General features: G+C 40.2%; 14 protein-coding genes, 21 tRNA genes, 2 rRNA genes and 3 riboswitches. Of the genes, 30 read left to right on the top strand and 7 right to left on the bottom strand.

The genetic code is table 11. The features are described from left to right. From FC748_RS15995 to FC748_RS15880, 24 genes are all read left to right on the top strand, one after another. Positions 1 to 195 (top strand): 23S ribosomal RNA (locus FC748_RS15995); the annotation flags it as partial. A gap of 66 nt (positions 196 to 261) precedes the next feature. Then, positions 262 to 377 (top strand): 5S ribosomal RNA (rrf, locus tag FC748_RS15990). 13 nt (positions 378 to 390) lie between these two features. Then, positions 391 to 466 (top strand) — tRNA-Val (locus tag FC748_RS15985). A 26-nt stretch (positions 467 to 492) separates the two neighbouring features. Continuing rightward, positions 493 to 567: transfer RNA gene (locus FC748_RS15980), tRNA-Met, on the top strand. Positions 568 to 578: 11 nt separating this feature from the next. Next, positions 579 to 651 (top strand) — tRNA-Asp (locus FC748_RS15975). 11 nt (positions 652 to 662) lie between these two features. Next, positions 663 to 738 (top strand) — tRNA-Thr (locus FC748_RS15970). Positions 739 to 744: 6 nt separating this feature from the next. Further along, a tRNA-Tyr gene (locus FC748_RS15965) sits at positions 745 to 828 on the top strand. A gap of 14 nt (positions 829 to 842) precedes the next feature. After that, a tRNA-Trp gene (locus tag FC748_RS15960) sits at positions 843 to 916 on the top strand. 36 nt (positions 917 to 952) lie between these two features. After that, positions 953 to 1,028, top strand: a tRNA-His gene (locus FC748_RS15955). A gap of 11 nt (positions 1,029 to 1,039) precedes the next feature. Continuing rightward, a tRNA-Gln gene (locus tag FC748_RS15950) sits at positions 1,040 to 1,114 on the top strand. Positions 1,115 to 1,129: 15 nt separating this feature from the next. Continuing rightward, a tRNA-Lys gene (locus tag FC748_RS15945) sits at positions 1,130 to 1,202 on the top strand. An 8-nt stretch (positions 1,203 to 1,210) separates the two neighbouring features. After that, positions 1,211 to 1,292 (top strand) — tRNA-Leu (locus FC748_RS15940). A 51-nt stretch (positions 1,293 to 1,343) separates the two neighbouring features. Next, a tRNA-Gly gene (locus FC748_RS15935) sits at positions 1,344 to 1,418 on the top strand. A gap of 5 nt (positions 1,419 to 1,423) precedes the next feature. Continuing rightward, positions 1,424 to 1,512: transfer RNA gene (locus FC748_RS15930), tRNA-Leu, on the top strand. A gap of 13 nt (positions 1,513 to 1,525) precedes the next feature. Further along, positions 1,526 to 1,602: transfer RNA gene (locus FC748_RS15925), tRNA-Arg, on the top strand. 9 nt (positions 1,603 to 1,611) lie between these two features. Continuing rightward, positions 1,612 to 1,688, top strand: a tRNA-Pro gene (locus FC748_RS15920). A 14-nt stretch (positions 1,689 to 1,702) separates the two neighbouring features. Further along, positions 1,703 to 1,778, top strand: a tRNA-Ala gene (locus tag FC748_RS15915). A 15-nt stretch (positions 1,779 to 1,793) separates the two neighbouring features. After that, positions 1,794 to 1,886, top strand: a tRNA-Ser gene (locus FC748_RS15910). A gap of 6 nt (positions 1,887 to 1,892) precedes the next feature. Next, positions 1,893 to 1,965, top strand: a tRNA-Phe gene (locus FC748_RS15905). Between the two features lie 8 nt (positions 1,966 to 1,973). Next, positions 1,974 to 2,047, top strand: a tRNA-Gly gene (locus tag FC748_RS15900). Between the two features lie 4 nt (positions 2,048 to 2,051). Further along, positions 2,052 to 2,125: transfer RNA gene (locus FC748_RS15895), tRNA-Ile, on the top strand. Between the two features lie 12 nt (positions 2,126 to 2,137). After that, a tRNA-Asn gene (locus tag FC748_RS15890) sits at positions 2,138 to 2,214 on the top strand. A gap of 1 nt (position 2,215) precedes the next feature. Next, positions 2,216 to 2,287: transfer RNA gene (locus FC748_RS15885), tRNA-Glu, on the top strand. A 222-nt stretch (positions 2,288 to 2,509) separates the two neighbouring features. Then, positions 2,510 to 3,556, top strand: a complete 1,047-nt coding sequence (locus FC748_RS15880) for a nitric oxide synthase oxygenase (RefSeq protein ID WP_108030721.1) — start codon at positions 2,510 to 2,512, stop codon at positions 3,554 to 3,556. Positions 3,557 to 3,598: 42 nt separating this feature from the next. On the opposite strand, the gene FC748_RS15875 is transcribed toward FC748_RS15880, so the two are convergent. Then, positions 3,599 to 4,804, bottom strand: coding sequence for a CynX/NimT family MFS transporter (locus FC748_RS15875; protein WP_024360830.1), 1,206 nt, complete (start codon positions 4,802 to 4,804; stop codon positions 3,599 to 3,601). A gap of 178 nt (positions 4,805 to 4,982) precedes the next feature. After that, positions 4,983 to 5,158, top strand: a riboswitch (Lysine riboswitch). An 83-nt stretch (positions 5,159 to 5,241) separates the two neighbouring features. Between FC748_RS15875 and FC748_RS15870 the strand changes: the two genes are divergently transcribed. Beyond that, positions 5,242 to 6,705, top strand: a complete 1,464-nt coding sequence (locus FC748_RS15870; RefSeq protein WP_024360831.1) for an amino acid permease — start codon at positions 5,242 to 5,244, stop codon at positions 6,703 to 6,705. A 156-nt stretch (positions 6,706 to 6,861) separates the two neighbouring features. Here the strand turns inward: FC748_RS15870 and FC748_RS15865 are convergent, their stop codons facing one another. Beyond that, positions 6,862 to 8,127: an Nramp family divalent metal transporter gene (locus FC748_RS15865; RefSeq protein ID WP_108030720.1), complete on the bottom strand. Its 1,266-nt coding sequence runs from the start codon at positions 8,125 to 8,127 to the stop codon at positions 6,862 to 6,864. A 319-nt stretch (positions 8,128 to 8,446) separates the two neighbouring features. Then, a riboswitch (cyclic di-AMP (ydaO/yuaA leader) is annotated at positions 8,447 to 8,592 on the top strand. 174 nt (positions 8,593 to 8,766) lie between these two features. Here FC748_RS15865 and FC748_RS15860 point away from each other — a divergent pair. From FC748_RS15860 to FC748_RS15850, 3 genes are all read left to right on the top strand, one after another. Beyond that, complete coding sequence (locus tag FC748_RS15860; protein WP_024360833.1) at positions 8,767 to 10,590, top strand: potassium transporter KimA; 1,824 nt, start codon at positions 8,767 to 8,769, stop codon at positions 10,588 to 10,590. A 218-nt stretch (positions 10,591 to 10,808) separates the two neighbouring features. Beyond that, positions 10,809 to 10,910: riboswitch (purine riboswitch) on the top strand. 131 nt (positions 10,911 to 11,041) lie between these two features. After that, positions 11,042 to 11,626: a xanthine phosphoribosyltransferase gene (locus FC748_RS15855; protein ID WP_024360834.1), complete on the top strand. Its 585-nt coding sequence runs from the start codon at positions 11,042 to 11,044 to the stop codon at positions 11,624 to 11,626. Continuing rightward, entirely contained in the window at positions 11,626 to 12,924 is a 1,299-nt protein-coding gene (locus FC748_RS15850; protein ID WP_108030719.1) for a nucleobase:cation symporter-2 family protein, read from the top strand. The genes FC748_RS15855 and FC748_RS15850 overlap by 1 nt, the downstream gene beginning before the upstream one ends. 137 nt (positions 12,925 to 13,061) lie before the next feature. Here FC748_RS15850 and FC748_RS15845 read toward each other — a convergent pair whose 3' ends face one another. From FC748_RS15845 to FC748_RS15830, 4 genes are read right to left on the bottom strand one after another with little or no spacing between them, the layout of a single operon-like run. Continuing rightward, a complete protein-coding gene (locus FC748_RS15845) occupies positions 13,062 to 13,895 on the bottom strand; it encodes an ABC transporter ATP-binding protein (RefSeq protein WP_108030718.1) in 834 nt (277 codons plus the stop codon). A gap of 1 nt (position 13,896) precedes the next feature. Further along, positions 13,897 to 14,928 (bottom strand): FecCD family ABC transporter permease, encoded by a 1,032-nt coding sequence (locus FC748_RS15840; RefSeq protein ID WP_108030717.1) that lies wholly within the window; start codon positions 14,926 to 14,928, stop codon positions 13,897 to 13,899. Beyond that, positions 14,925 to 15,959: a FecCD family ABC transporter permease gene (locus FC748_RS15835; RefSeq protein ID WP_024360838.1), complete on the bottom strand. Its 1,035-nt coding sequence runs from the start codon at positions 15,957 to 15,959 to the stop codon at positions 14,925 to 14,927. Before FC748_RS15835 ends, FC748_RS15840 begins: the two co-directional genes overlap by 4 nt. Before the next feature lies 1 nt (position 15,960). After that, positions 15,961 to 17,010 carry an iron-siderophore ABC transporter substrate-binding protein gene (locus tag FC748_RS15830; protein WP_108030716.1) on the bottom strand — a complete coding sequence of 350 codons (1,050 nt, stop codon included), beginning with the start codon at positions 17,008 to 17,010 and terminating at the stop codon, positions 15,961 to 15,963. A gap of 257 nt (positions 17,011 to 17,267) precedes the next feature. Between FC748_RS15830 and FC748_RS15825 the strand changes: the two genes are divergently transcribed. Beyond that, positions 17,268 to 17,450 carry a DUF6366 family protein gene (locus FC748_RS15825; protein ID WP_108030715.1) on the top strand — a complete coding sequence of 61 codons (183 nt, stop codon included), beginning with the start codon at positions 17,268 to 17,270 and terminating at the stop codon, positions 17,448 to 17,450. A 516-nt stretch (positions 17,451 to 17,966) separates the two neighbouring features. Beyond that, a complete protein-coding gene (locus FC748_RS15820) occupies positions 17,967 to 18,539 on the top strand; it encodes a YitT family protein (protein WP_024360841.1) in 573 nt (190 codons plus the stop codon). A 48-nt stretch (positions 18,540 to 18,587) separates the two neighbouring features. On the opposite strand, the gene FC748_RS15815 is transcribed toward FC748_RS15820, so the two are convergent. Continuing rightward, the gene (locus tag FC748_RS15815) at positions 18,588 to 19,463 is read right to left on the bottom strand and encodes a DMT family transporter (protein WP_024360842.1); all 876 of its coding nucleotides are present in this window, start codon (positions 19,461 to 19,463) and stop codon (positions 18,588 to 18,590) included. Positions 19,464 to 19,521: the final 58 nt, after the last annotated feature.

Below are 19,521 nucleotides of genomic sequence, written 5' to 3'. Positions count from 1 at the left end.
AAAGGCATCGCTGGGTAGCTATGTGTGGACGGGATAAGTGCTGAAAGCATCTAAGCATGAAGCCCCCCTCAAGATGAGATTTCCCATTACGCAAGTAAGTAAGATCCCTCAAAGACGATGAGGTAGATAGGTTCGAGGTGGAAGTGTGGTGACACATGGAGCTGACGAATACTAATCGATCGAGGACTTAACCAAAAAGTTTGAAACATTCAATGAACGTTTATCCAGTTTTGAGAGAACGAGTTCTTTCAACTGAATAAGTGAAGTGATGATGGCAAAGAGGTCACACCCGTTCCCATACCGAACACGGAAGTTAAGCTCTTTAGCGCCGATGGTAGTTGGGGGCTTCCCCCTGTGAGAGTAGGACGTCGCTTCGCTTATTTTTTATGTGGAGGATTAGCTCAGCTGGGAGAGCATCTGCCTTACAAGCAGAGGGTCGGCGGTTCGAGCCCGTCATCCTCCACCATTTATTTATTATGAAAGTACTATTATCGCGGGGTGGAGCAGTGGTAGCTCGTCGGGCTCATAACCCGAAGGTCACAGGTTCAAATCCTGTCTCCGCAACCAAATAAAATTAAGGTCCCGTGGTGTAGCGGTTAACATGCCTGCCTGTCACGCAGGAGATCGCCGGTTCGATCCCGGTCGGGACCGTCCTTATTTGTGCCGGTGTAGCTCAGTTGGTAGAGCAACTGACTTGTAATCAGTAGGTCGTGGGTTCGACTCCTATCGCCGGCACCATCCCTTGGAGGGGTAGCGAAGTGGCTAAACGCGGCGGACTGTAAATCCGCTCCTTAGGGTTCGGCGGTTCGAATCCGTCCCCCTCCACCAGCTCTTTATTCAATAGGGGCATAGTTCAACGGTAGAATAGAGGTCTCCAAAACCTTTGGTGTGGGTTCGATTCCTACTGCCCCTGCCAAATTTTTTAGGTTAGACTACTGTTATATTACATATGGCGGTTGTGGCGAAGTGGTTAACGCATCGGATTGTGGTTCCGACATTCGTGGGTTCGATTCCCATCAGTCGCCCCATAATAAAATATTGGGGTATAGCCAAGCGGTAAGGCAACGGATTTTGATTCCGTCATGCCTAGGTTCGAATCCTAGTACCCCAGCCATTTATTTCTTAATATGAGCCATTAGCTCAGTTGGTAGAGCATCTGACTTTTAATCAGAGGGTCGAAGGTTCGAGTCCTTCATGGCTCATCATATTTGCGGGTGTGGCGGAATTGGCAGACGCACTAGACTTAGGATCTAGCGCCGCAAGGCGTGGGGGTTCGACTCCCTTCACCCGCATCATCTATATTTCAAATTTATAATTGCCAGGATAAATAATCTTATGCACATGCGGAAGTAGTTCAGTGGTAGAACACCACCTTGCCAAGGTGGGGGTCGCGAGTTCGAACCTCGTCTTCCGCTCCAAATGTGCCGGGGTGGCGGAACTGGCAGACGCACAGGACTTAAAATCCTGCGGTAGGTGACTACCGTGCCGGTTCGATTCCGGCCCTCGGCACCATTTTTAATATTTAGCGCCCGTAGCTCAATTGGATAGAGCGTCTGACTACGGATCAGAAGGTTGTGGGTTCGACTCCTGCCGGGCGCGCCAATAAATGAACGGAATGTAGCTCAGCTTGGTAGAGCACTTGGTTTGGGACCAAGGGGTCGTAGGTTCGAATCCTGTCATTCCGACCATCTTTTTAACAAATGGGGCCTTAGCTCAGCTGGGAGAGCGCCTGCCTTGCACGCAGGAGGTCAGCGGTTCGATCCCGCTAGGCTCCACCATAATTGTTTCATTCCGGAGGTATACCCAAGTCTGGCTGAAGGGATCGGTCTTGAAAACCGACAGGCGGGTAACACCGCGCGGGGGTTCGAATCCCTCTACCTCCTCCATTTTCCGGGTCAGTAGCTCAGTTGGTAGAGCATTAGATTGAAGCTCTAAGTGTCGGCGGTTCGATTCCGTCCTGACCCATCATTTTTGCGGGTGTAGTTTAATGGTAAAACCTCAGCCTTCCAAGCTGATGTCGTGAGTTCGATTCTCATCACCCGCTCCAAGAGGGGCCTATAGCTCAGCTGGTTAGAGCGCACGCCTGATAAGCGTGAGGTCGATGGTTCGAGTCCATTTAGGCCCATTTAAAAATTATTCCGAAGTAGCTCAGTTGGTAGTAGCACCTGACTGTTAATCAGGTTGTCGCAGGTTCGAGTCCTGCCTTCGGAGCCACGGCCCCTTGGTCAAGCGGTTAAGACACCGCCCTTTCACGGCGGTAACACGGGTTCGAATCCCGTAGGGGTCATCAAGCATGTAGCAAATTTTGCTACATGCTTTTTTTGTTTTTTAAGCATTTAATTATTGTCATTAAGGCATTAAGTATTGTGTAAATCATCTAACTTTTAATTTGCCGTTTTAAATTTGAACAAAGTATTTCATATATAAAAGATGTATGTTTTCTTACGGATTTTTTCGTGGTGAATTGTATGCTGTTCATCTAATATGGGGATAGATGGAGGAAAACGATATGAATTTACAAGAGATACAACGTTTTTTAGCACTTTATCAATTGGAACAAAATGAGTCGGAACAATGGCTTACAAATAGATTACAGCAAGTTGCCACAGAGGGAGCATATATTCCTACAACGGAAGAGCTTACTTTTGGCGCAAGAGTAGCATGGCGTAATAGTAATAAATGTATTGGGAGATTATTTTGGCAATCACTTCATGTTGAGGATGCACGTGAGGTTTTAGATGAGCATGCTATTTTTGAGAAATTACTTCACCATATTCGATATGCAACAAATGGAGGTAAGATTCGTCCGACTATAACGGTATTTGCCTCTGATAGAGTAAAAATATGGAATCACCAGCTTATACGTTATGCAGGTTATGAAACAGAAGCAGGGATTATTGGTGATTCCCATTCGGTGCCATTTACAAAAGTGTGCGAGTCACTTGGCTGGCAGGGAGCAAGAACAGCATTTGATGTGCTACCACTCGTGATTCAAGTAGATAGCCGAAAACCGCAATGGTTTCCAATCCCAAGTGGTGATGTATTAGAGGTTGTGATTCGTCACCCTGAACATCCTAAGGTAGGAGAACTAGGAATGAAGTGGTATGCGGTGCCAATTATATCGAGCATGCGCTTTCAAATGGCGGGTATTGACTTTCAGGCAGCCCCCTTTAATGGCTGGTATATGGGGACAGAAATTGGAGCACGGAATTTAGCTGATCATGACCGTTATGATATGTTACCGAAGATAGCAGAAATTTTTAATCTTGATACAACAAAGCAATCATCTCTTTGGCGTGATCGTGCGCTAGTAGAATTAAATATTGCTGTTCTTCATTCCTTTAAAGAAGATGGCGTAAGTATTGTTGATCATCATACCGCAGCACAGCAATTTAAGCTATTTGAAGAAGCAGAGCACAAGGCAGGGCGCGATTTAACAGGCAACTGGACTTGGTTGATTCCACCATTGTCGCCTGCAACGACACATATTTTCCATAAGCCGTATGTAAATGTCTATCATACACCTAATTATTTTTACCAAAAACCCCCATACTAATGATGAAGAGGCAGCTCATTGTAGAAAATGAACTGCCTCTTATTAATTGATATATTCATTTTTAGAAGCTCTAAATGAACAGAAGAAGAGTAGAGCTGTAACGGCAACAAATAGCCACCCAACGATATCCCAGCCGCCAAATAAATCATGTAAATAGCCAAATAAAATTGGACCAACTGCGGCTAATAAATAACCTAATGATTGTGCAAAGCCAGATAAATCTGCCGCCTCAAAAGCCGTACGTGTACGTAATGTAAAGAACATCATGGCAAGTGCAAATGAAGCCCCACCTGCTAAACCAAGCAATATCATCCATAACACAGCAAGACTAGTCCATTCCATCACAACACCTGTAAAACCGATGACATAAAATGCTGTAAACATTAAAACGAGTGGTCGCTGAGATGTCATTTTGCTAGCAATGATAGGCACAACTAATGCCATAGGCACTTGTGAGATTTGCATGATGGAAAACATCCAACCCGCACGATCAGCGGCTACGCCTTGTGCAATATAAATTTCAGGAATCCAAGCTGCGGTAGTATAAAATAATAACGATTGTAGCCCCATTGCCCCAGTAACTGCCCAAGTAACTGGTGATTTCCACAATGGTATACGCGCTTTTGTAGAGACTACAGTTGGCTCAGGTTTATTAAACTTTAATTGGGGTAACCAAATCACAATTGTTAATATGACTAGCGCTAGAGCAATAGCAAGTGCACCTTGCCAGCCCAGTACTGCATTCGCTATAGGATAGCTAATACCAGCACCGATTCCCGCTGTTAAATTCATAGACATTGTAAAAAACGCCATTAGTAAACCAACATGATATGGAAATTTTAATTTTAGTAGACCTGGAATAAGGACGTTACCAAATGAAATGGCGACACCAATAATCATTGTACCAAGTACGAGTAATCCCGTTGTCCCAAGTGAACGCAGGACAATTCCTACGGCTAATAAAATTGTTGATAAAAATAGTGTTAATTCAAGTCCGAGTTTTCTTGCAACTACTGGTGCAAAAGGGGATACTATTGCGAATGCAAGTAATGGTATCGTTGTAAGGAAGCCTGCAAGTACATTGGATATACCGAGATCTTCACGTATAAAGGATATAATTGGACCTACAACTGTTAAGGGCATACGTAATGTAGATGCTAGAAAAATTACACCGATGACCAACAGTAGGGTTGTTCCCTTCCAGTTAATCTTTTTGCTAGGATAAGTAGATTGTTCGTTCGTTGTCAAAACTTGTACCTCCCTGATAGAACAATTATAATTCGAACCACTATAACACTTTATCACACTATTAAAAATAGTAGAAAATTCATAAAATACGGAACATTAATGGTTTTATTGAAATGTCTAAGGTCGTATGTTAAACTAAGAGACATCATAAATTTAATAATTATATGCCTCATGTTTGTATTGAGGTAGAGGTCGCGGTATTTATGAGTACGCTAATGGAAATGACAAGCATTAAAGATGTTAGCTGAAAGGAAATATCGCCGAAGTGTGAGGGGACTTGAAAACCTCATGCTGGGGCTGTCTCCGAAAGGAACAGAACTGTCACGTTGGACAACGTGTTGCGCTATCATTTTGAAGAAACAGAGGATTTACTTAGCCATCACAACGTTCATGTGATGGCATTTTTTTGCCTCTTATAAAAGGAAGGAAGCTTTAACGTGAGTGAGATAAAAGTTAATCAGCTCGGCCATAAAGCACCGAAGCTGAAAAAAGAATTAAAAAGCCGTCATATTACGATGATTTCATTAGGCGGTACAATTGGGACAGGGCTATTTTTAGCAAGCGGTGGCGCTATTGCACAGGCTGGACCAGGTGGTGCACTACTTGCTTACGCATTAATCGGTATAATGGTGTACTTTTTAATGACTAGCCTGGGCGAAATGGCAGCCTATATGCCGTCATCGGGTTCATTTAGTACGTATGCAACAAAATTCGTAGATCCTGCACTTGGCTTTGCCCTTGGTTGGAACTATTGGTATAACTGGGCGATCACAATTGCAGCAGAAATTGCAGCTGTTTCGCTTATTATGAAGTATTGGTTTCCTGACAGTTCCTCTGCACTATGGACAGTAGTATTTATTGTGATTGTACTAACATTCAATTTACTATCTGTTAGAAGCTATGGTGAAAGTGAATATTGGTTTGCCATGATAAAAGTGGCGACTGTTGTTGTTTTTATTATCGTCAGCCTATTGATGATTTTTGGTATTTTAGGAGGGCAAGCACCGGTTGGATTCACGAATTTCTTTATAAGTGATGGTCCATTCCATGGTGGCTTCCTTGCAACATTCGGTATATTTTTAGCAGCTGGTTTCTCGTTCCAAGGAACAGAATTATTAGGTATCACTGCTGGAGAAACGGATGACCCTGGAAAGAATATTCCAAAGGCTGTAAAATCTGTCTTCTGGCGTATTATTTTATTTTATATTTTAGCTATTGCGGCGATTGGGATGTTGATTCCATTTACGGATTCGCGTTTATTATCTGAAGATATTGCGGTATCTCCATTTACATTAGTATTCGATCGCTTAGGCATTGCTTTTGCTGCCTCATTAATGAATGCAATTATTTTAACTGCAATGTTGTCTGCAGGTAACTCTGGTTTATATGCATCATCCCGCATGTTATGGCAATTAGCGGTAGATGGACATGCACCTAAAATTTTCACAAAATTAAGCCGTCGTGGCATTCCAATTTATGCATTACTGCTTACATTGGCAGTAGGCTGTCTAGCATTTTTAGCATCATTTTTTGGTGATGGCGTTGTCTATATGTGGCTTCTAAACGCTTCTGGGATGTCAGGCTTCATTGCATGGCTTGGTATTGCCTTTAGCCATTATCGCTTCCGTCGAGCGTTTGAAGCACAAGGGCTGGATCCGAAATTACTACCATACAAGGCAAAGTTATATCCATTTGGTCCGCTCTTTGCTTTCACCGTATGTATGATTGTTGTCATTGGCCAAAACTATACAGCATTCACGGGTGATTCAATTGACTGGTATGGCGTGCTTGTTTCATATATTGGTATCCCACTCTTTGTTATACTGTGGCTAGGCTATAAAATAAAACATAAAACAAAAATGATTCCACTACAAAAATGCGATTTAAAAGTGGAAAAATAATAATGAGAACTGTCCTAAATGTTAGGGCAGTTTTTATTTTTGTTGTACACATCTATTTGACAATGAACCTCGCAGTAACAGCTAATTGTCATAGCAAAAAGTGTTAAAGTGACGCAGTCACTTTAACACTTTTTCTATTATTTCATCTTTATTATATTAAGCAAATAGCGTTTCCCATAATAGGTAGATATTTAACGCTACGACGATGACAACGACACACCAGCCAAGAGTTGTTGTGATACGGTGATTGACGAGGCTACCCATAATGTCCTTTTTACTTGTGAACATCACAAGCGGGATAAGCGCAAAGGCAATACCGAATGACAGGATGACTTGGCTTAATACAAGCGCATAGGTTGCATTGACGCCAGATGCAATAATGACCAATGGTGGAATCATTGTAATGGCTCTGCGCAAATAGAGAGGAATTCTACGCTGGATAAAGCCTTGCATGACAACATCTCCTGCTAGTGTACCGACAGAAGAACTTGCAAGTCCTGCAATAAGAAGACCAAGGCCGAAAGAAACGGCTGCCATAGGGCCAAGTGCATCTCGTAATCCATTATAGGCAATGTCTAAATCCTCAACTACTAATCCTTGCGTATGGAACACCGCTGCTGCAATAATCAGCATGCTCATATTAATCGCGCCGGCAATAATCATTGCAATTACAATATCAATAAACTCGAAACGGAAAATACGTCGTTTTTCATTGTCATTACGACCAATAACGCGATTTTGTGTTAAAGAAGAATGTAAATAGATTGCATGCGGCATAACAGTAGCTCCTAAAATACCTGTTGCAAGTAATAGGGAATCGACTCCATCGAAATGTGGTGTCAGCATTCCGAGTGTCACTTCACCCCAATTTGGTTGGGCTAAAAATGTCTGGAACGCAAATGCGAGCACTACAATTAGCACCATACCAGAAATACCAGCTTCGAAGGCTCTAAAACCTCTGCGTTGTAGCTCTAAAATGGCGAATGAGCCGATTGCCGTAATTAGTGCCGCTGGTAGCATTGGGATGTTAAATAATAAATATAGACCGAGGGCAGCACCGATAAACTCTGCAAGATCAGTTGCGATAATTACAAGTTCAGCCTGTATCCATAAAAATATAGAAGTTTTTTTAGAAAAGTTCTCTCTTGCTATTTCCGGCAAATTCTTTCCTGTTGCAATGCCAAGTTTTGCTGATAAAGATTGAATTAGTACAGCCATTAAGTTGGAAAAGGCAATAACCCAAAGAAGTAAATAACCGTACTGTGAGCCAGCCGTAATATTTGTGGCAAAGTTGCCGGGATCTATATAGGCAACCGCTGCAATAAATGCCGGACCTAGAAAGGGTAAAATCCGTTGCCAGCCTTTTATGTCGCCATCTAAAACAGCTTCGGCTGCCGACTTATTAATCGGTTTATAGGCCATGTTGTTCCCTCGTTTCAAAAAGTATCGTAAGTGAAATAAAGTTTCCTATAGGAAAATAATGATACTACTATTCTATAGCTAGAACTGAAAAATGTGAAGAAGTTTGCTCGATTTTTTTAGCATTGCCAAAAAACAAAGGGAAATCACTGCTGAAGTGAGTTAAATCGCGGATAAAACCATGGAAATCTGCAAAAATAATCCGAAACGTATACCAGTAATGGGCTTCTACATATAAGGAAAAAATTTACGAAAACCGTATAATCTGTTCTTTACTTTTTATTAATACAGGCGTAATATGACATCATTATAAAAGTTTCAAATTTCTAAATCGCTGAAGCAACTAAACGCGGGGGACCCAATTTTGATGGATTGTCTCTACAATTCTTGGGGTGAATCTCTTTACAAGAGTAGGGCTACTCAGGCCCGAATCCGACAGCTAACCTCGTAAGCGTTAAGAGCAGAAAAGTTGGAGCTTGTCAGACGTTACAACGTCTACAAGTCGTATTTAGTGATGACTTGTAGACGTTTTTTGTTGTCATTTGGCACCCAAAGCCCCAGTAGCTAGAAAGAGCGATTATGCAAAGGTGTAATTGATTTAGAAAGGCGAAACACACTCTAAAAATCTAGAAGGTGTTAAAAATGAAATCCTCATTCAAACGTTATGTTATCGGTAAACCATTGAGATCCGATGCATTAGGGGAACAAAAGCTTAGTAAAACAAAGGCATTGGCTATATTATCATCTGATGCATTGTCATCAGTAGCATACGGACCAGAGCAAATTTTACTTGTGCTCATGACAGTAAGTACGGTTGCCTTTTGGTATTCGTTACCGATTGCAGCAGGTGTAGTGGTGCTACTTGTGGCACTCACGTTATCCTATCGACAAGTTATTTTCGCCTATCCACATGGTGGTGGAGCATATGTAGTGTCCCGCGAAAACTTAGGCGTTAATGCAGGTCTTGTAGCGGGTGGGTCATTACTCGTTGATTATATTTTAACGGTTGCAGTAAGTGTTTCTGCGGGGACAGATGCTATTACATCAGCATTCCCAAGTTTACATGCTTATAATGTACCGATTGCAGTGTTTTTTGTTATTTGCCTAACACTATTAAATTTACGTGGTGTTACAGAATCAGCATCCGTTTTAGCGTATCCCGTATATTTGTTCGTTGTTGTGATGTTAATGCTTATTGGAATAGGTATCTATAACGTCGCAACGGGGCAAGTTCCTGCTGAGTTGCATCCAAAAATCGGGACGCCAGTTGCGGGCATTAGTTTGTTTTTATTATTAAAGGCTTTTGCTTCAGGAAGCTCGGCATTGACGGGCGTAGAAGCGATATCCAATGCTATCCCGAATTTTAAAAGCCCTGCACCAAATAATGCAGCGAAAACGCTATTAGCAATGGGGAGTATATTAGCCGTGCTGTTTATTGGTATAGTGGGCTTAGCCTATTTCTACGGAGTTGTACCGAACGCTCAGGCAACGGTTGTCTCACAAATTGCCGAAGCGAGTGTTGGACGCAATGTATTTTATTATATCGTGCAAGGTACGACAGCTATGATTTTAGTGCTTGCTGCCAATACGGGTTATTCAGCCTTCCCTTTACTCGCAGTCAATTTATCAAGAGACGGCTTTATACCAAGAATTTTTCAAATTCGTGGAGATCGCCTTGGCTATTCTAACGGGATTATGATGCTCGGATTAGCAGCGATTGTCCTTATTGTGTTGTTCGATGGTGCTACAGAGCATTTAATTCCTCTTTATGCAGTAGGTGTCTTTATACCATTTACATTAGCGCAGACTGGAATGATGCGAAAATGGTGGCGTGAAAAGCCAAATGGTTGGGTGATGAAATTCGTTATAAATACAATAGGTGCAGCCATTTCCTTTGTAGTGGCGATGATGTTCTTTGTTACAAAATTACCTCAAGTATGGCCAGTATTTATCTTTTTACCAATGATTATTTGGATGTTCCATCGCATTAAGCAACATTACAATGCAGTCGGAGAGCAACTACGACTAAATGGAGAAGCATTGCCGATAGTAGATGGAAATGTTTTTATTGTACCGGTAGCGGGGATTACGAAAGTGGTAGAAAATTCACTGCATTATGTGCAATCATTGAATGTAGAAAAAATTATAGCCTTTTATGTAGCATTTGATCAGGCTGATGCCAAAGCTTTTGAAGAGAAGTGGAAGGCATGGCAACCCGATATACGTCTCGTTACGTACTATTCGCCATATCGAAGCATTACGCAACCTTTAAAAAAATTTATTGATAAGGTAGAACACCAATATGCGAAAACGGGCTATCAAGTAACTGTGGTCATTCCACAGTTTTTACCGAAGAAAGGTTGGCATCATATGCTACACAATCAATCGAGTCTATTAATTCGTACATCGCTGTTATTTCACAAAAATGTCGTCATTATGACAGTACCTTTCCATTTATCTAAATAATGACTAGCAAGGTCGAAAATAGTCTGATATAATCAGAGCATTGATTGCAAAACACGAACGTTTACCATGAAATAATGTGTAAATACCATTAAATTCCGAAAATTTAAACTTTTTTCAGTGGTAGATATAAGCATCTGCCGAAAGAAGATATGCATCTGCTTATTATGCATATTCATATTGAAATTATAAAAATGGATATTTATAATAAGAAAGTTCAACCAGCTTAATACTGTTTCACTCATATAATAGCGAGAATATGGCTCGTAAGTTTCTACCGATTTACCGTAAATGAATCGACTATGGGTAGCATTGCTTTAGAAAAACTCATACTAGCGATGATGTTTTCTATTAGTTTCGACGTTTTTGCGCTGAATGCCTTGCTCCACTCGTAGATGAATGGAATCAAAGTATTCAGCGTTTTTATTATTTTATGAAAGAAGGAAAAGCAGCAATGAAGTTATTACATGACAAAATTATGCAGGAAGGTAAAGTTTTATCTTCGTCTGTATTAAAAGTTGATTCTTTTTTAAATCATCAAATCGATCCACAGCTTATGAAAGAAATTGGGCACGAGTTTGCAAATCGCTTCTCTGATGAAATTATTACAAAAGTGCTAACAATTGAATCTTCAGGAATTGCACCTTCTGTAATGTTAGGTCTTGAAATCGGTGCACCGGTAGTATTTGCCCGTAAACGTAAATCTTTAACATTATCAGACAATCTCTATTCGTCAAAAGTACATTCTTTCACAAAAAACGAAACGAATGATATTTCAGTATCTTGTAATTTTTTAAGTGAAGATGACAATGTTTTAATTGTTGACGATTTCTTAGCAAATGGTGAAGCGGTAAAAGGCTTACTAGATATTGCAGCGCAAGCAGGGGCTCATGTTGTCGGTGTCGGCATCGTGATTGAAAAAGGCTTCCAAGACGGTGGTAAATTATTACGTGAGCAAGGTGTTCGCGTTGAATCATTAGCAATTGTGGATTCTTTAGAAGACGGCAAAGTAACATTTGCAACGGAGGATCGCGCGTAATGAATGCCTTTAAGTCAACGACGCTAGCTATTCAACATTTACTTGCGATGTATGCAGGTGCGATTTTAGTTCCGCTTATTATTGGTGGCGCTTTAGGTTTTGATTCAAAGCAAATGACTTATTTAGTAGCGATTGACATTATGATGTGTGGGATCGCAACATTACTTCAAGTGTATTCAGGTAAATTTATCGGTATTGGTTTACCAGTAGTTCTAGGATGTACCTTTACAGCAGTAAGTCCAATTATTGCAATTGGGACAAACCCTGAACAAGGTATTACAGACATTTATGGCTCCATTATTGCATCAGGTTTAATCGTTATGGTCATTGCAGGCTTTTTCGGTAAGCTTGTAAAATTCTTCCCGCCAGTTGTAACAGGTTCTGTTGTGTCCATTATTGGTATCTCTTTATTACCAGTTGCATTGAACAATATGGCGGGTGGACAAGGTGCAGAAGACTTTGCATCGGGTTCTAATGTTGCTTTAGCATTTATTACATTAGTAATTATTTTAGTCGTTTACCGTTTTACTACAGGCTTTGTGCGTGCGATTTCAATTTTAATTGGCTTAGTTGTTGGTACAGTGCTCGGCGCATTTATGGGCAAAGTGGATTTCAGTCCGGTGTCAGATGCGGGTGTATTCCATATGGTTCAACCGTTCTATTTCGGAATGCCGACGTTTGATGCGACAGCGATTTTAACGATGACGCTTGTCGCGATGGTTTCTTTAGTAGAATCTTCCGGTGTCTATTTTGCACTGAGCGATATTTGTAATAAAAAACTAGATTCAAAAGATTTAGCACGTGGGTATCGTTCAGAAGGTCTTGCTTCTGTTATTGGTGGTATTTTCAATGCCTTCCCATATACTACATTCTCACAAAACGTAGGGCTTACGCGTATGTCTGGCGTGAAAAATCGCAAAGTCATCTACATCACAGGTGGTTTACTAGTAGCACTTGGTTTCCTACCAAAAATTGCAGCACTCACAACAATTATTCCAACACCAGTACTTGGTGCGGCAATGTTGGCGATGTTCGGTATGGTAATTACACAAGGTATGGGCATGCTAGTACCTGTTATGAATGAGTCAGCAGAAAACGCCATGATTGCTGCGATTGCAGTTGGCCTTGGTGTAGGTGTATCGGTTGTTCCAGATATTTTCAAGGAACTGCCATCATACGTATCGGTTCTTACGTCAAATGGTATCGTCTGTGGTTCGGTTACAGCGATTATCTTAAACATTTTATTTAACATGATTGGGCCAAAGCGTAAAAATGACCCAATGCATGGGGAAATTTAAATCAAACAATGCCACTTCCTGATAAAAGGAGGTGGCATTGTTTGATGAGAAAAAGAAACAAGACAAGGGAAATGAAACAAGCGTCAAACTTCTGTTCAATTTCCCTTGTCTTGTCAATGAAATGGCTTGCGATTTCGTTAGCATGATTTTGCTTTCAGCGCTATGCTGTCAGTGTGGTTGTGGTGTCGTCCGATTGGCACGACGGATGGTGAGTTCGAAACGGGGTCTTCGATTACCATACAGTCTAGTGCGAATATATCTTTAATTAATGAATTAGTAATAATGTCAGATGGTGGTCCTTCTGCCACGAGCTTCCCTTCATGTAGGGCAAATATATAATCTGCATAACGTGCTGATAAGTTAATGTCGTGTAACACCATGACAATCGTTGTGCCATATTTACGATTTAAATCTGTCAGTAAATCTAAAATTTCTACTTGGTACGTAATATCTAAGTACGTTGTTGGCTCATCTAAAAATAAAATATCTGTTTGCTGCGCTAATGCCATGGCAATCCATACGCGCTGTCTTTGCCCACCTGATAATTCATCAATATGGCGATCAGCAAATTCTGTAATGTTCATCATTTCCATCGCTTCTGCGACAGCCTCATAATCTTTTTTAGACCAACCTTTTAAAAAGCTATGATGGGGGAAGCGCCCTCTACCAACTAAATCCGCAACTGTTATTCCTTCTGGAACGATAGGGCTTTGTGGTAACAAGCCTAGTATTTTGGCAAGTTGCTTCGGTGGCATTTTTTGAATAGCTTGCCCATCTAACGTTACTTGCCCTGAAGTCGGCGTAATGAGTCGTGCCATCGTTTTTAGTAGCGTAGATTTTCCACAACCGTTGGCTCCGATAATTATGCTTATTTTATTGCTAGGAATCGTTACACTAACGTCTTGTAAAATCGTTTTATTGTCGTAACCAGCAGTAATTTGCTCCGCTCGAAATGTATGTGTTGGCTTCATATTATAAATCTCCTTTTCGATTGATACGAATTAATAAATAAATTAAATACGGTGCACCAATAATCCCCGTAATTACGCCAACAGGATATCTGGTATCGAATGCAAACTGACCGATTAAATCTGCGGCCAATACTAAAATAACGCCAATTAAGCCTGCAGGCACGATATTTGAAAAGCCTACACCAACAATCTTTTTGGCAATAGGACCTGCTAGAAATGCAACAAAGGCAATTGGTCCGGCAGCTGCTGTAGCTAACGCAATCATTAAAACCGAGCTAAGTAATAGCACCAACCTCGTTTTGTTTGGAGCAACACCGAGTGATGTCGCTGCTAGTTCGCCAAGCTCTAATATTTCTAATCGACTAGCCAAACAAAGAACAATGGGTGTGCAAATTAAAACAGCTATGATTAATGGATAGAGGTTTTCCATTTTCGCCCCATTCAAACTGCCACTTAACCAACGCATAGCAGAAGGTAGGTCATGCGTATTACCAATAACCAATAAATAAGAAATAAACGCATTTAACATTGCTTGAATACCGATACCGATTAAAATTAATCGACCAATTGAGAAAGAGCTACCTTTAGATAAAATAAAAATAACGATAGCAGTTAAAAGACCGCCAACTACTGAGGCAATCGAGACAAGTGCATTACTCGCATGCAGGACAATAATACAAAAAACAGCAGCAGCACTTGACCCAGCAGTGATACCAATTACATTTGGATTGGCTAATGGATTGCGCAACATTGTTTGAAAAATGTAGCCACCAGCACCAAATGCAAAGCCAGCAAATAGTCCGACGATCATTCGGGGTAATCTGATTGTGCCGATTGCAAAGGAAGCGCCTTTGACATTCTCACCTAAAAGTACGCTGACAACATCTTTTACCGGATAAATGGTATTGCCTAACATGAGCATCAAACCCATAAGTACAATTGAAATAACTGCTAGCAAACATGTCATAAGTAGGAAACGACGTTTTCGTTTCATTCTTGAATTATAAATAGACATCATTGTTTCATTCATCATAATGCACGCATTTTCGCTTTCATTGTAATAAAAATTAATAGGGGAGCTCCAATGAAGGCAGTTACAATACCTACTTCAAGCTCGCTCGGACTCCCTAATAGTCTTCCACACACATCAGCAATGGTTAAAATAATTGCCCCAGCAAATGCTGAAAGTGGAATAACATAGCGCACGTCTGGGCCAATAATTAATCGAATTAAATGCGTCGCTAACAAACCGATAAACCCAATGGGTCCAGCTAATGCTGTTGCCACACCACACAATAACACACCGCCAAATGAAGCGAGCAGGCGAATTGTCCCCGTTTTAACACCTAAGCCAGTCGCTACATCATCTCCTAATGCTAGCGCATTCAATGCTGGCGCAGAAAAAATAGCAATACAAAGTCCAACTATTAAAAATGGGATAAACAGTGAGATATGATCCCAGCTACCAGAACCTACACTACCAACTTGCCAAAATCTAAATTGGTCCATTACTTTCGTACGTGGAATCATAACGGCCACAACGAGTGAAGACAGTATGGCACTTGTAGCAGCGCCGGCTAAGACGAGTTTGATTGGTGTTGCGCCGCCACTCCCGATTGAACCAACAGTAAAGACAAAAATAGCGGTAAGCATTGCACCTGCGATGGCCAGCCAAATATATTGATTAGCGGAACTAATATTAAAAAAGGCAATCCCACAAACAACAAATAAGGATGCCCCTGTATTTACACCTAGTATACTTGGGTCCGCAATTGGATTGCGCGTTACAGACTGCATTAATGCACCCGATACACCTAAAGCGGCACCACACATAAAACAAAAAATTGTTCGAACAACTCTTTGTCGAACAACACTTGCCTCATGAGAAGCGACTTCTGAATGGAATAGACCATCCAGAAGTTGCGTCCAAGTAATCATCCGAGAACCAAATATAAGCGATGCCATCACACTTAGACAAAGCAATATGGCGAGCAAAATAATCAGCTTGCCGAAGTTACGTGGCATCCATACATGCTTATTTTCTGAAACGGAAGTATTCATCATATTATTTCAGCTTTTTCGCAACATCAGAGATTAATGCTAAGTACTCGTCAATTGTATATTGAATTGATAATGGGTTTGGATTACCTGCGGCAGCTAATGGCGTATTATCAGTTATGACAATGACTGAACCATTTTGGATTGCTGGCACTTTTCCTAAAATAGGATCAGCTTGAAGTGCAGCTAAAGTTTTATCATCCCCATATGTAATAAAAATTTCTGCATCCTTTAAAGCATCTGCATTTTCAGCACTTAACTCAATATAGAAGCTAGAGTCATCTTTTACTTGCTCTTTAATACTTGGTGGATATTCCATACCTAATTCCTCTAAAAATTCACCACGAGGATCTGCAGGCGTATAAATATAAAACTTAGATAAATCAGTTGCATTGAACGAAGCAAATACAGCCTTTTTGCCTTTTAATTCTGGTAATTCATTTGCCTTATCAGCAATTAACTTCTCTGTATCAGCAATCAATTGTTTGCCTTCCTTTTCCATACCCATACCTTTTGCATTGTATAGGATTTGGTCGCGCCATGAAATAACCCATGGAATTTCTGGGTACGCCACAACTGGTGCAATTTGACTTAATGTATCGTAGTCTTCTTGTGTAATACCTGAATAGGCAGCTAAGATTACATCTGGATTTGAATCAGCAATTGCCTCAAAATCTAAACCATCCGTATCTTGATAAATATTAGGATTTTCTTCACCTAACTCTTTTAACTTGTCAGCTGTCCATGGCAGCATACCACTATCATCCTGTACGCCGTAGTTTGCAGCAGAGAAGCCCACTGGCACAACACCAAGTGCTAATGCGACATCATGGTTTGCCCAAGCAATCGTTGCAACGCGTTCAGGTTTTTTATCGATTACAGTTTCTCCAAAAGCGTGCTTAATAACAATTGGATACTGTGTATCACTAGCATCGGATTCTGGTTTTGAATCATTAGATGCAGCATCGGACTCTTTTTCTGCACATCCAGCTAAAGCTAAAGAAAAAATAGCTATAAATAACATTGTAAATAATGAAAAGTAACGCTTTGAATTCATATTAGAATAACACTCCTATTAACAAAATAATTGATAATGATTATCACTATCAATTGTAGTATATAACCAATACATATATATTTCAATAGAATATTTTTTAAATTAAAAATTGCGAAGTCTAAACATTTTATCTTTTCTCTTCATTAATCTGCAATATAGTTAAATAATGAATATTCTGATTTTGTGCAGAATTGGTTGTTGGAAATGATACTATGAAGAAGGAAGAGGAAGTTCAATTTGAAAAAAGGGGGGCTTTCATGTCAGAACAAGAACGAGAAAATTTAAAAGCGAAAGAACAGCGAAAAAACCCTGGAGGTGCTTTGAACAGTGCATCGGCACAAGCGCATACTGGTTCACCTAGCAAAGGGTGTTTAGTTAATATTGGTTCCATTATCATGATCATCGTTATTATTTTGTTAATAAAAGCATGTGCAAATTAAAGTTTTCAACTTATAAAAAGGGACGCTATCCTTTAGTTTGGATAGTGTTTCTTTTTTCTAGGATAGCATGATTTAGTTGTTACATAATCTCTTCTGCATCTATATTTTTTAGCTCCTTGGCAAGTAATACATCTCTCCTCAATTAATAAGGTAGGGGGCTAGTTCAGCTTCTGTTTTCATTCTAAATCTCCCTTTAAGGAACAGAGGAAAGGTGTTAAAAATTTAGAAGGGTTCACTTGTTGTTGGTAGCGAAGGCGTGACTCCTGTGGGAACGCACACATCGTAAGACGCTGGCATTCCGCGCGTTAGCGAGGGTTGCGGCTTACGTGTATGCCTGCGGAAAGCACCGCCGAAGGGAACAACAATGGCACAGCAAAAAAGTGTTAGATTGACTGCCATCAATCTAACACCTTTTCTCTTTTGCCCCACGCTCTTGGTGGTTAGCTAAAGTCCACAAACATGTTCAAATCAATTTTTTCATACTATAAGACATGCTTAGTCTCGGAGGGGGGTTGTATGTTTTTTCTGAAGAAAGGCTTGGTCATCATAATAGGTAGTATTTGTATATCATTAGGCATTAATCTATTTCTAACACCGTACCAAATACTAGACGGAGGCGTTGTAGGGGTAGCGCTTATTTTGTACTATTTGTATCAACTAAAAATCGGACTTATGATTATTATTTTAAGCATTCCAATATTTGTTATAGCTTGGTTTAAATACAGAGCTTATTTCTATAATAGTGTACATGGGTTAATTGGCTCGTCTTTTATCATTGACCTGTTGAGGCCTATAAGAAATATAATTCAAATCGATGCGATTTATAGTGCAATTTTTGGAGGGATTTTAGTAGGTTTTGGCATCGGTTTAATGCTTCGCTTTCAGACAAGCACTGGTGGAACAGATCTAGTTGCACAGTTTTTAAGTGATAAAACAGGCATTAATGTGGGGATTCTTATTTTTTTTATTGATTCGATTGTTATTGTTTTAGGTGGGTTTCTGTTATCTTCTAATACATTAATCCTTTCCATAATTACTGTGTTAGTAGTGGGTATTACGACAAGTATGATAACCAGTTATGCAAAATAAAAAATAGCTTCAGTAAACACTGAAACTATTTATAGGTGAGCGTTAAGGTCAGTTATTCATCATCCGCTTTTTTGGATAGGCGGGTTTTACTTCCGCAATTAAAATAGCTAGTAAAATTAATACTGCGCCTATCACCATTCTGCCTGTCAGTACTTCATGCAAAAATATTACCGAAAGCACCATACCGAAAAAGGATTCTGTTGACAAGATAATGGCTGCCTTTGTAGCCGTTGTATATTGATTGGCCACATTTTGAAAAAGGTACGCAATAGTAGTTGAAAAAATCCCTAAATAAATGATTGAATAGATTGCTTCTTTTTCAAGATTAGTAGGGATATCGCCTTGACTGACGACGACCAAGATACCCAAAACGGATGCTGTTATAAACTGCACAATGGTAAGAGCGATTGCATCTTCCTTTTGTACAAAAAGGTTTGTACAAAAAATATCGAAAGCAAAGGCAACAGCACATGCTAGAGAAAGGGCATCTCCTATATTCATTGTGAGGGAACCTTGTAATGATAAACAGCCAATTCCAACAAGCGCTATAATAGAGCCAATGATTTCGTAACCATCGATTCGGCGTTTATAGACGGCATAAGCAATAAGTGGAACAACGATTACATTAACAGCGGTTAAAAATGCATTTTTAGAGGGAGTCGTATATTGTAAACCAACTGTCTGAAGGGCAAAGGCAATATACAATATCGTGCCTAGTAAAACACCTTTCCAAACGACTGATTTTGTTGCTTTTTTTAATTTGTATCCAAAAATGACGGTTAGTATAATCGAAGCTAATATAAATCTTCCTGCCATCACTTGATAAGCAGTTAAATATTCTAGTGCAATGGCTGTAACAACAAACCCACTACCCCAAACGATAGCGGTTGTAAGCAACATGCCATCAGCTATGTATTGTTTCATCTTTCTTCCTCCTAACTCCAATAAGAATAGCATGAGAAGGAAGAAAATATTTTGACTT

This window comes from Lysinibacillus sphaericus (assembly GCF_005217585.1).
Taxonomy (GTDB): Bacteria; Bacillota; Bacilli; order Bacillales_A; family Planococcaceae; genus Lysinibacillus; species Lysinibacillus sphaericus.
The sequence above is the reverse complement of the archived record's forward strand: the minus strand, read 5'-3'. Positions and strand labels throughout refer to the sequence as shown.

Coding starts and splice junctions, on each gene's coding strand:
- FC748_RS15835 (WP_024360838.1), bottom strand. CDS start 15,959: ATGATGAATACTTCCGTTTCAGAAAATAAGCATGTATGGATGCCACGT.
- FC748_RS15815 (WP_024360842.1), bottom strand. CDS start 19,463: ATGAAACAATACATAGCTGATGGCATGTTGCTTACAACCGCTATCGTT.
- FC748_RS15880 (WP_108030721.1), top strand. CDS start 2,510: ATGAATTTACAAGAGATACAACGTTTTTTAGCACTTTATCAATTGGAA.
- FC748_RS15865 (WP_108030720.1), bottom strand. CDS start 8,127: ATGGCCTATAAACCGATTAATAAGTCGGCAGCCGAAGCTGTTTTAGAT.
- FC748_RS15830 (WP_108030716.1), bottom strand. CDS start 17,010: ATGAATTCAAAGCGTTACTTTTCATTATTTACAATGTTATTTATAGCT.
- FC748_RS15850 (WP_108030719.1), top strand. CDS start 11,626: ATGAATGCCTTTAAGTCAACGACGCTAGCTATTCAACATTTACTTGCG.
- FC748_RS15820 (WP_024360841.1), top strand. CDS start 17,967: ATGTTTTTTCTGAAGAAAGGCTTGGTCATCATAATAGGTAGTATTTGT.
- FC748_RS15825 (WP_108030715.1), top strand. CDS start 17,268: ATGTCAGAACAAGAACGAGAAAATTTAAAAGCGAAAGAACAGCGAAAA.
- FC748_RS15840 (WP_108030717.1), bottom strand. CDS start 14,928: ATGATGAATGAAACAATGATGTCTATTTATAATTCAAGAATGAAACGA.
- FC748_RS15860 (WP_024360833.1), top strand. CDS start 8,767: ATGAAATCCTCATTCAAACGTTATGTTATCGGTAAACCATTGAGATCC.
- FC748_RS15855 (WP_024360834.1), top strand. CDS start 11,042: ATGAAGTTATTACATGACAAAATTATGCAGGAAGGTAAAGTTTTATCT.
- FC748_RS15845 (WP_108030718.1), bottom strand. CDS start 13,895: ATGAAGCCAACACATACATTTCGAGCGGAGCAAATTACTGCTGGTTAC.